Genomic DNA, 7,799 nt, shown 5'->3' with positions numbered 1-7,799 from the left:
TGCCGATTAAGTTTATAAGATTGCAAAGCAGTAACTTAAATAGATTTTCACACAAGTTGAGAATTGAAGCAAAAAAGGAGGTCGCTTGAAATTTTCAGGCCGGCGTGATTGCGGCCGCTAAATCTCAATCACACTATCGGAGGCTGAAATCTACATAGGATGTGGTTAAACGTGAGAAATCTCTTAACAGAATTAACCGTCGGCAAGGAAGTCCGACAAGGAGTTTCAAGGAGGATTAACACATGGCACTCCGCATTAACCACAACATTCAGGCGTTAGACGCCCACCGTAACCTGACCAACACCGAGAGGAACATGGGCGTATCCATGGAGAAGCTTTCTTCTGGATATCGTATTAACCGTGCTTCTGACGATCCGGCAGGTCTGGTTATTTCCGAGCAGTTCCGTGCTCAGATCGCCGGCCTCAACCGTGCGATCCAGAACTCTGAAGGTTCGATCAACATGATTCAGACCGCCGAAGGCGCTCTGAACGAAATCAACAGCCTCCTGGTTGGAATGAGAGAGCTGGCCATTCACGCTGCCAACGAAGGCTTCAACGACACCAGCCAGTTGGAAGCTGACCAGGCTGAAATCCAGAACGCCCTGGAAACCATCGATCGTATCGCTTCCAACACCCAGTTCGGTACCAAGAAGCTGATCGACGGTTCCAAGGACAACATCACCTCGATCACCAGTTCCAATGTCTCTCAGCTGACTTTGGAAGACAGCCGTTTGAAGACCGGTGACCACAACGTCGTGGCTACCAAGGTTGCCGACGCTACCGCTACCCTGAATACCACCAACCTGGGTATCTCCCTGGGTACTGGCGGTACCGGTTCTCCGGATAATATCACCCATGGCAAGCACGACATCGAAGTCACCCAGGCTTCTACCGGCGCTTCCAAAACTACCGGAACCATCCTCGTTCAGGATGCATTCAACAATGGTATCGAGTTTGCCGCCGCGGCCGCTGCCGCCACACTTGATTCCGGTGTCAACATGGCTGCTATCGTCGGTGGTACTTCCGATGGTGACTACAGCATGAAGATCCGTTACCAGGAAAACGGCGAGTCCGTCAGCTCCTACCAGACCATTTCCACTCACCTGGCTACCGCTGACTCCACCGCGGCCCAGATTACCAAGTGGAACGCTGCCATTCAGGCCAATGATGTCCTGCGTGACAAGATCGAGATGGTCGATGGTGGTGTCGGTGTCGGTATCAGCATTCGGGCCAAGAATGCCGGCTCCGAGTACAGCTTCGAAGTCAGTGATGTCAGCGCTACAGTATCCGGCGGTCCCGGTAGTGAAGAAGCTTCCTTCGCGAACTTGGCGGGTCTGGGAACCCAGTCAAGACGCGGTGTGAGTGAAGACCAGTTCACCTGGACTGTCGAGACTGAAGCCAACAGTGGTCAGTTGACTGCCAATATTGCCAACGGTACCTATACCACCATGACCACTCTGGCTACTGCTATCCGCAGTGGTCTCGACGGAACTTTCGGTACTCTCGGTGCCGGCAGTGTTGCCGTTGACCTCGATGTCCAGCGTGTGGCTGGTACAAACAAGCTCGAGTTCTTCACCTGGGACGAAGGTTCCTCATACAGCATCAAGTATGATGGTGAAGGTGGCGACGCTGGTGATTCCCAGAACGTGCTCAACATGACTGTCGATTCAACTGCCAGAACTGGTACCGATGCCCTGATCCTGTTTGACGGCTATACCAATTCCGTCGACAAGGTCGCTTATGAAAACACCAGGCCGGGTGTCAAGCTCTGGAACAAGGACAGCACCTATACTGCCGAAGACGGCCGTGGTTCGATCACCATCGACATCGCCAAGGCTTCCAGTGGCCTGGATATTGGCGAGTTGATTCTGGACGTTACCGCGACCCAGTTTGACGTCAGCCTCGACGGCGGTGCCAAGACCACCGTCTACGCCGGTGAAGACACCAAGGTGTATAATGCTGACCGTACCCAGTGGGCCAAGGTCAACTACGACCTGCAGTCCGACGGCGGTTCCGAAACTGTCTATGCTGTTGACGAAGCCCTGGTCTTCCAGATCGGTGGTTCTGTCGGCCAGACCGCTACCGTGAACCTGCGCAACATGGCTTCCAGCGCTCTCGGTAAGAATCTTGCCGGCAACATGTTCAACAACCTGTCAGAAATCGACGTGACCACTGCTCAGGGTGCTCAGGATGCCCAGTCGGTCATCGACAAGGCGATCGACCAGGTTTCCACCACTCGTGGTTCAATCGGTTCGTTCCAGAAGAACACTCTGGAATCCAACCTGACCAACCTGCGCATTGCCGAGCAGAACCTGACCGCGTCAGAGGCCTCAATCCGCGATACTGATATGGCCAAGGAGATGTCCAACTTCGTCAAAAACCAGATCCTGCTTCAGGCTGGTACTTCGATGCTGGCTCAGGCCAACCAGGTTCCGCAGGTTGTCCTCTCGCTTTTCCAGTAGGTCTGAATACATCGTTCCGGGGCCCTATTCGGGCCTCGGAACTCATTAAAGTGAGGTGATTACAATGGAAGTGAAAGAACTATTTACGGCGGTCGAGCTGAACCTGCCGGAGCTTCCAGAGGCTTCTCTGAATAGCCAGAGAGCACAGGCATCACCACATACGGATGTGAAGGCAGACCGAATTGGAAAAGAAAAGGCTGCGGGTCAACTGTTTAAAGAGGAAGAAAACACCAAGGATCAGATTCTGGAAGCGCTTCGCAAATTCGAAGCGGCCAACATTAATAGAAAGATCGCCCTCAACTGGTGGGTTGATGATACCACCGAGGACGTAGTTGTCCAGGTAATTGAACGGGACACTGAAAAAGTTATCAGGCAGATTCCACCTGAAGAAGTCTTGAGGATGAGAGGACGCTTGCAGGAGTTTTTGGGAGTATTTTTCGACCAGAATGGATGATCGGTCGAACTTATGTAACAGATATCAAGGAGAGCTGTTATGCCCGGTTCACAGGGAATTGACGGGATCGTATCGAACCTGAATACGACTGAAATAATAAAGGCGGTCATGGATTTCGAGCGTCGCAATATCAGGCGCATGGAATCCGATATTCAGGAAAAAACTCAGAAAATGACGGTCTTCAATTCGATCAGCGCAAAGGTGCTGAGCTTGAAGGTCAAAGCTGATAAACTCACTCGCGCGGCCACCTTCGAAGCCGCCAAGGTTTCGGTCTCCGACGAGGACTACCTGACTGCCACTGTCAGGGGACAGGTCTCCCCCGGGCAGTACAGTGTCAATGTCGAACAACTGGCCTCGCATCACCAGATCGCTTCCCAGGGTTTTGCTACCAAGGGAACGACTATCGGCACAGGAGAGTTCACGTTCCAACTCGGTGATGGCAGCGCGAAAACGATCGAGGTTACGTCTGAAAACAATACCCTGGAAGGGCTCAAGGACGCTATCAACAACTCCGGGGGGGCGATTCAGGCGGCAATCATCAATGATGGTTCCGCTTCGAATCCCTACCGGCTGTTGCTGACCTCCTCCAAAAGCGGAGCGGATAATATCATCCAGGTCAGCTCTTCGTTAAGCGGTGGAGAAGCTCCGGATTTCGATAACAGCAGTTTCGATACAGTCGAGAAAACACGCTGGACAAATGGTTCTACCGCGGAAGCAGTCGTGGGCGACACGGCATCATACACCGGAACGGAAAACAAGACATATACATTCACAGTTGCAGGTTCGGGAACACAGACCATCGGCACCGATGAAATCGTACTGAATTGGTCGGATGGTACCGAAAGCGGTACCCTGACCATAGCGGCGGGTTATACACCGGGCGATGAGATCGCTTTGGCGGGTGCAGGTTCCGATGGGCTGAAGCTTTCATTCTCCGATGGAGTTCTGGCCGCGGGAGACAGCTTCCAGGTGCAGGCCTTCACACCCGAACTGCAGGCTGCGCAGGATGCAAAAGTTTCCTTAGGCGACAGCTCGGGGGGAGGGTCACCAATTACAGTCTCGAGCTCAAATAATGAAATCGAAGATCTGATTCCAGGCGTGAAACTCAGTCTGAAAAAAGTCACAGAGGCGTCATCCAATATCAATATCAATACTTCCGTCAATACCAGCCAAATCGTGAAAGCGGTCGAGGATTTCGTGAACTCGTATAATGCTGTTATGGATGCCATTGACCAGCAATTCAAATACAATGAAGAATCGACCGAGATCGGTATTCTCTTTGGTGACAGCACTCTCAGGACGATGCAGACGCGTTTGCGTACTGGTCTGCTGACCAGCATGAGCGATCTCGAGAGTGACTACGTCCTCCTCTCCCAGCTGGGTGTGCGCCACGATGTCGCGACCGGCAAGCTGGGACTGCGTGACCGCGCTGAGCTGGAGGATGCCATTGAAAACAACATGGATGATCTCATGAAATTCTTTACAAATTCGGGATCATCCGACAACAGCGCGATCGAGTTTGTCAGTTCGACCTCCAAGACTGAAATGCCCGACTCCGGGTTTTCGGTCAAGATCACGCAGGCGGCCACGCAGGGCTATCTCTACGGCGACAATATCAACGATCCGGCCAGCAGTCCGCTGGAGATCGACTCCAGCAATTACCAGATAAAACTGCGCGTCGACGGGATTGAATCCGACGTGATCGCCCTGACTCAGAAGACCTATACGAGCATGACTGAACTGGCCCAGGAAATCCAGACCAAGATCGACAATGATTCCAAGATAGGTAATCTGGGTGTGACGGTCGAGGCTTCCGGTAACAGGCTGAAGATCAGCTCAAATTCATACGGTTCGAATTCACGCGTGGAAACTATGGGTGGCATCAGCGCCAGCGCCATGGATCTGCTCGGACTCTCGACCGGTGAACGTTACCGGGGAGATGATGTCCAGGGCACGATCAACGGCGAAGAAGCCACCGGAAGCGGGCAGATGCTGAGAGGTAAGAGCAACAGTGAATTTGCCGAAGGTCTTTCGCTCAAGGTTACCCTGACACCTTCCGACATAAGAAATGGCAACGACAGTGCGGCGATCAGCCTCGTGACCGGCTGGGCCAACCAGATGGAAGAGATGCTGGATATGTTCTCGGCCGAGGGCGAGGGCGTGATTGCTAATCGAACCGATGCCTTGCAGACACAGATCGATATTATCAACGATCGTATCGCAAAAGAGGAAGAACGACTGAAAATACGCGAGGAAAGTCTCTGGAGACAGTACCAGGCTCTGGAAGAGTCGCTCAACAAATGGAATTCAACCGGGTCATTTTTATCGACGCAATTGACGAATGTCAATAAGAACTGGGATATGATCAGAGGAAGTAAATAAAGGCGGGATTTTTATGAAACAGGCTCTCTCAAGTTACCAGAAGATGGAAATTTCTGGTATGAATCAGAGGGATCTGATAGTAATGCTCTACAACGGTGCAATTAAGTTTCTCAATCAGGCACGCAATCTTCTCAAGGAACAGGCCGGCGATCCGTTTTCGGACTCGATCGAACGCGCCCACAGGATTATCTATCATCTCTATACCACCCTCGATTTCGAGCAGGGCGGGGAAGTTGCCGAAAACCTGGGCGCTCTGTACACTTATATTATTGGCCAGATGTACGTGGTCAATTCAACCAAGGATATTAAGATTATCGATGATCTGCTGGTGATTTTGGAAAATCTCAAGGATGGCTGGCAGAATCTCGATCTGGAAAACATAGAACAGAGCTCTCCCCGGGTGGATGTCATGCCCTCCGGGAAGCAGACAGTAGTTTCAACAAAGGTGTAACATGGAGTACAGTCAGGTAGTCGATCTGGAAGAAAAGCTATTGGAACTGCTCAAGCAGGAATATTCATTTTATCAGTCATTGTACCTGTTGATCGATAAGCAGAAAGATCTTCTCAAATTCGAGCGCGATCAGAAATTGATCGAACTCTACGAGGAGGTCGAGCAGGCTGAGAAGCGGATTCTCGAGTCTGAGGACAAGATTGCCGCATTGAGAAACGCCAACCGCAAGATTTTCAACCTGGCGGCAACCTCACCGGAAGTCAAAAAACTGGTAAATTCGATTGCCACCCTGATCAAAAAGATCATGGCTATTATCCGGGACAACGAGAGTTTCGCCACCCACAAAAGAAGCCGGATCAAAGAGGAGTTGGAGAAAATCCGGAATATGTACAACCTTCTGGCCTACCAGAAAACTGGTGGAAAAAATCACAACTCCAACATAATAGATCAGAAAAGTTAGCCGATAATATATATAGAGGCGGGAAAACCAAAATAAGGCAAAGTCCCGCTCACTTGAACCGCAACTGTTGATTTGTTGCGCAAAACAATTGTCGGTTACAGATAAATAGGCGGTTTATAGGATGAAAATAAATGACGACAATTTTATGAAATCTGTCTGGTCGAGCGAAAGCTTTGGCCGGGGGAATCGAAAAATGTCGGATGATACTGAACAGGAAAGAAAAATGGACCAGGTCGAATTGAACGGCAAACTGGTTTCCAAAGCCATGAAAGAACCAGAAGTTAGAAAACAAAAGGTGGCCGAGGTGAAACAGAAAGTTGCCGAGGGTGTTTACAATGATCCTGAAGTTGTGGATGAGATCGTCGACCGCCTGATTGACCAGTTTGGAATTTAGGAAGCAATGAGCTTATGCCCATAACTTCTGATTCAAAGCAGCACAGGATCATAGTTGGTATCGAAAACCTGCCAACTCCGCCGATCGTCTATACCCGCATTGACGCGGCGGTAGCTGATCCGAATACCTCCGCATATCAGATAGCCTCTATAATTGCCGAAGACCCAGCCATGAGCGCCAAGATACTGCGAGTTTCAAACTCCGCATTTTACGGCTCCCGGGTGGAAATAACTTCTGTAAAACAGGCGATTGTGACGATCGGGCTGGAAGCTGTAAAGTCGGTGGTACTGTCGGCATCGCTGTTCAAATCGTTTAACACCGGTCCGGAGTTCGCTAACTACCAGGAGGATTTCTGGCGCCATTCGCTTTTGGTCGGTTCAGCCTGCAGAGTGCTTATCCGCAAATTTTCCAACCAGTGGATACAGGATGCTGACAATGCCTTCTCGGCCGGATTGTTACATGATATCGGCAAGCTGGCCATGGTTTGTTTCCTGCCCGAGGACTGGAATAAATTACATGAGAGCCGCAAAAAAGTGATCATGCCCCTGTATGATCTCGAGAAAAAAGCTCTCGGCTACACCCATGCCGAAGTCGGTCAGGCCTTAGCCGCCAAGTGGAATTTGCCCAAGTTCCTTCAGGATGCTATCGCCTGGCATCATGAACCGCTCAATTCACCCCGCGAAAATTCACTGGCTACAATGGTGTATTGCGCGGATTACGTCTCTCGTTTCTCTATGGAGGAAGACGACGAGGCGACTCAGACGGATCTGCAGGCAGTCGACATGGATGTGCTCAATTCCATGAAGATCGAACCTATGAATCTGCTCGAGTTGAAGTCGCTTGTGATCGAGGAATACTCCAAGTCACAGGTCTTTTTGGAGATTGCCAAGGGACTCTGAGCTCAAGACTATCTATATTTCCCCGAAAAGCGTAAAAAAATCTTGCGTATTTCCCGATACTTTTTAATATAAACCGGTAATCGGTTTGAACTTATAGGTACTAACCTGATATCATTATTGAAAGCTGGTGGATGCCTTTTTACTTGACAATTTTGGTGTTGCTGTTAAATTTACAGGCTTAGTCAGACAGGGTGTGGGCGATTAGCTCAGTTGGTTAGAGTGCTTGCTTGACATGCAAGAGGTCACTGGTTCGATTCCAGTATCGCCCACCATTATAACCCCTTGCGGGTTTTTTTA

At 50.5% G+C, this 7,799-nt stretch carries 7 protein-coding genes and 1 tRNA gene; all 8 read left to right on the top strand.

The annotated features are described in order from the left end of the window. The first annotated feature begins 242 nt into the window (after positions 1 to 242). The 8 genes from GF404_01250 to GF404_01215 all read left to right on the top strand — a co-directional run bounded on the left by GF404_01250 (position 243) and on the right by GF404_01215 (position 7,774). Entirely contained in the window at positions 243 to 2,462 is a 2,220-nt protein-coding gene (locus GF404_01250) for a hypothetical protein (GenBank protein MBD3380799.1), read from the top strand. A 64-nt stretch (positions 2,463 to 2,526) separates the two neighbouring features. Continuing rightward, the gene (locus tag GF404_01245; GenBank protein MBD3380798.1) at positions 2,527 to 2,916 is read left to right on the top strand and encodes a hypothetical protein; all 390 of its coding nucleotides are present in this window, start codon (positions 2,527 to 2,529) and stop codon (positions 2,914 to 2,916) included. A gap of 39 nt (positions 2,917 to 2,955) precedes the next feature. Beyond that, a complete protein-coding gene (gene fliD, locus GF404_01240) occupies positions 2,956 to 5,298 on the top strand; it encodes a flagellar filament capping protein FliD (GenBank protein MBD3380797.1) in 2,343 nt (780 codons plus the stop codon). 13 nt (positions 5,299 to 5,311) lie between these two features. Then, positions 5,312 to 5,749 carry a flagellar export chaperone FliS gene (gene fliS, locus GF404_01235; protein MBD3380796.1) on the top strand — a complete coding sequence of 146 codons (438 nt, stop codon included), beginning with the start codon at positions 5,312 to 5,314 and terminating at the stop codon, positions 5,747 to 5,749. Between the two features lies 1 nt (position 5,750). Continuing rightward, positions 5,751 to 6,209 (top strand): hypothetical protein, encoded by a 459-nt coding sequence (locus tag GF404_01230; GenBank protein MBD3380795.1) that lies wholly within the window; start codon positions 5,751 to 5,753, stop codon positions 6,207 to 6,209. 121 nt (positions 6,210 to 6,330) lie between these two features. After that, entirely contained in the window at positions 6,331 to 6,603 is a 273-nt protein-coding gene (locus GF404_01225; GenBank protein ID MBD3380794.1) for a hypothetical protein, read from the top strand. A 14-nt stretch (positions 6,604 to 6,617) separates the two neighbouring features. Continuing rightward, a complete protein-coding gene (locus GF404_01220) occupies positions 6,618 to 7,502 on the top strand; it encodes an HDOD domain-containing protein (protein ID MBD3380793.1) in 885 nt (294 codons plus the stop codon). Between the two features lie 195 nt (positions 7,503 to 7,697). After that, positions 7,698 to 7,774 (top strand) — tRNA-Val (locus GF404_01215). The last annotated feature ends 25 nt before the right edge of the window (positions 7,775 to 7,799 follow it).

The organism is Candidatus Zixiibacteriota bacterium (assembly GCA_014728145.1).
Classification (GTDB): Bacteria; Zixibacteria; MSB-5A5; order JAABVY01; family JAABVY01; genus WJMC01.
The sequence above is the reverse complement of the archived record's forward strand: the minus strand, read 5'-3'. Positions and strand labels throughout refer to the sequence as shown.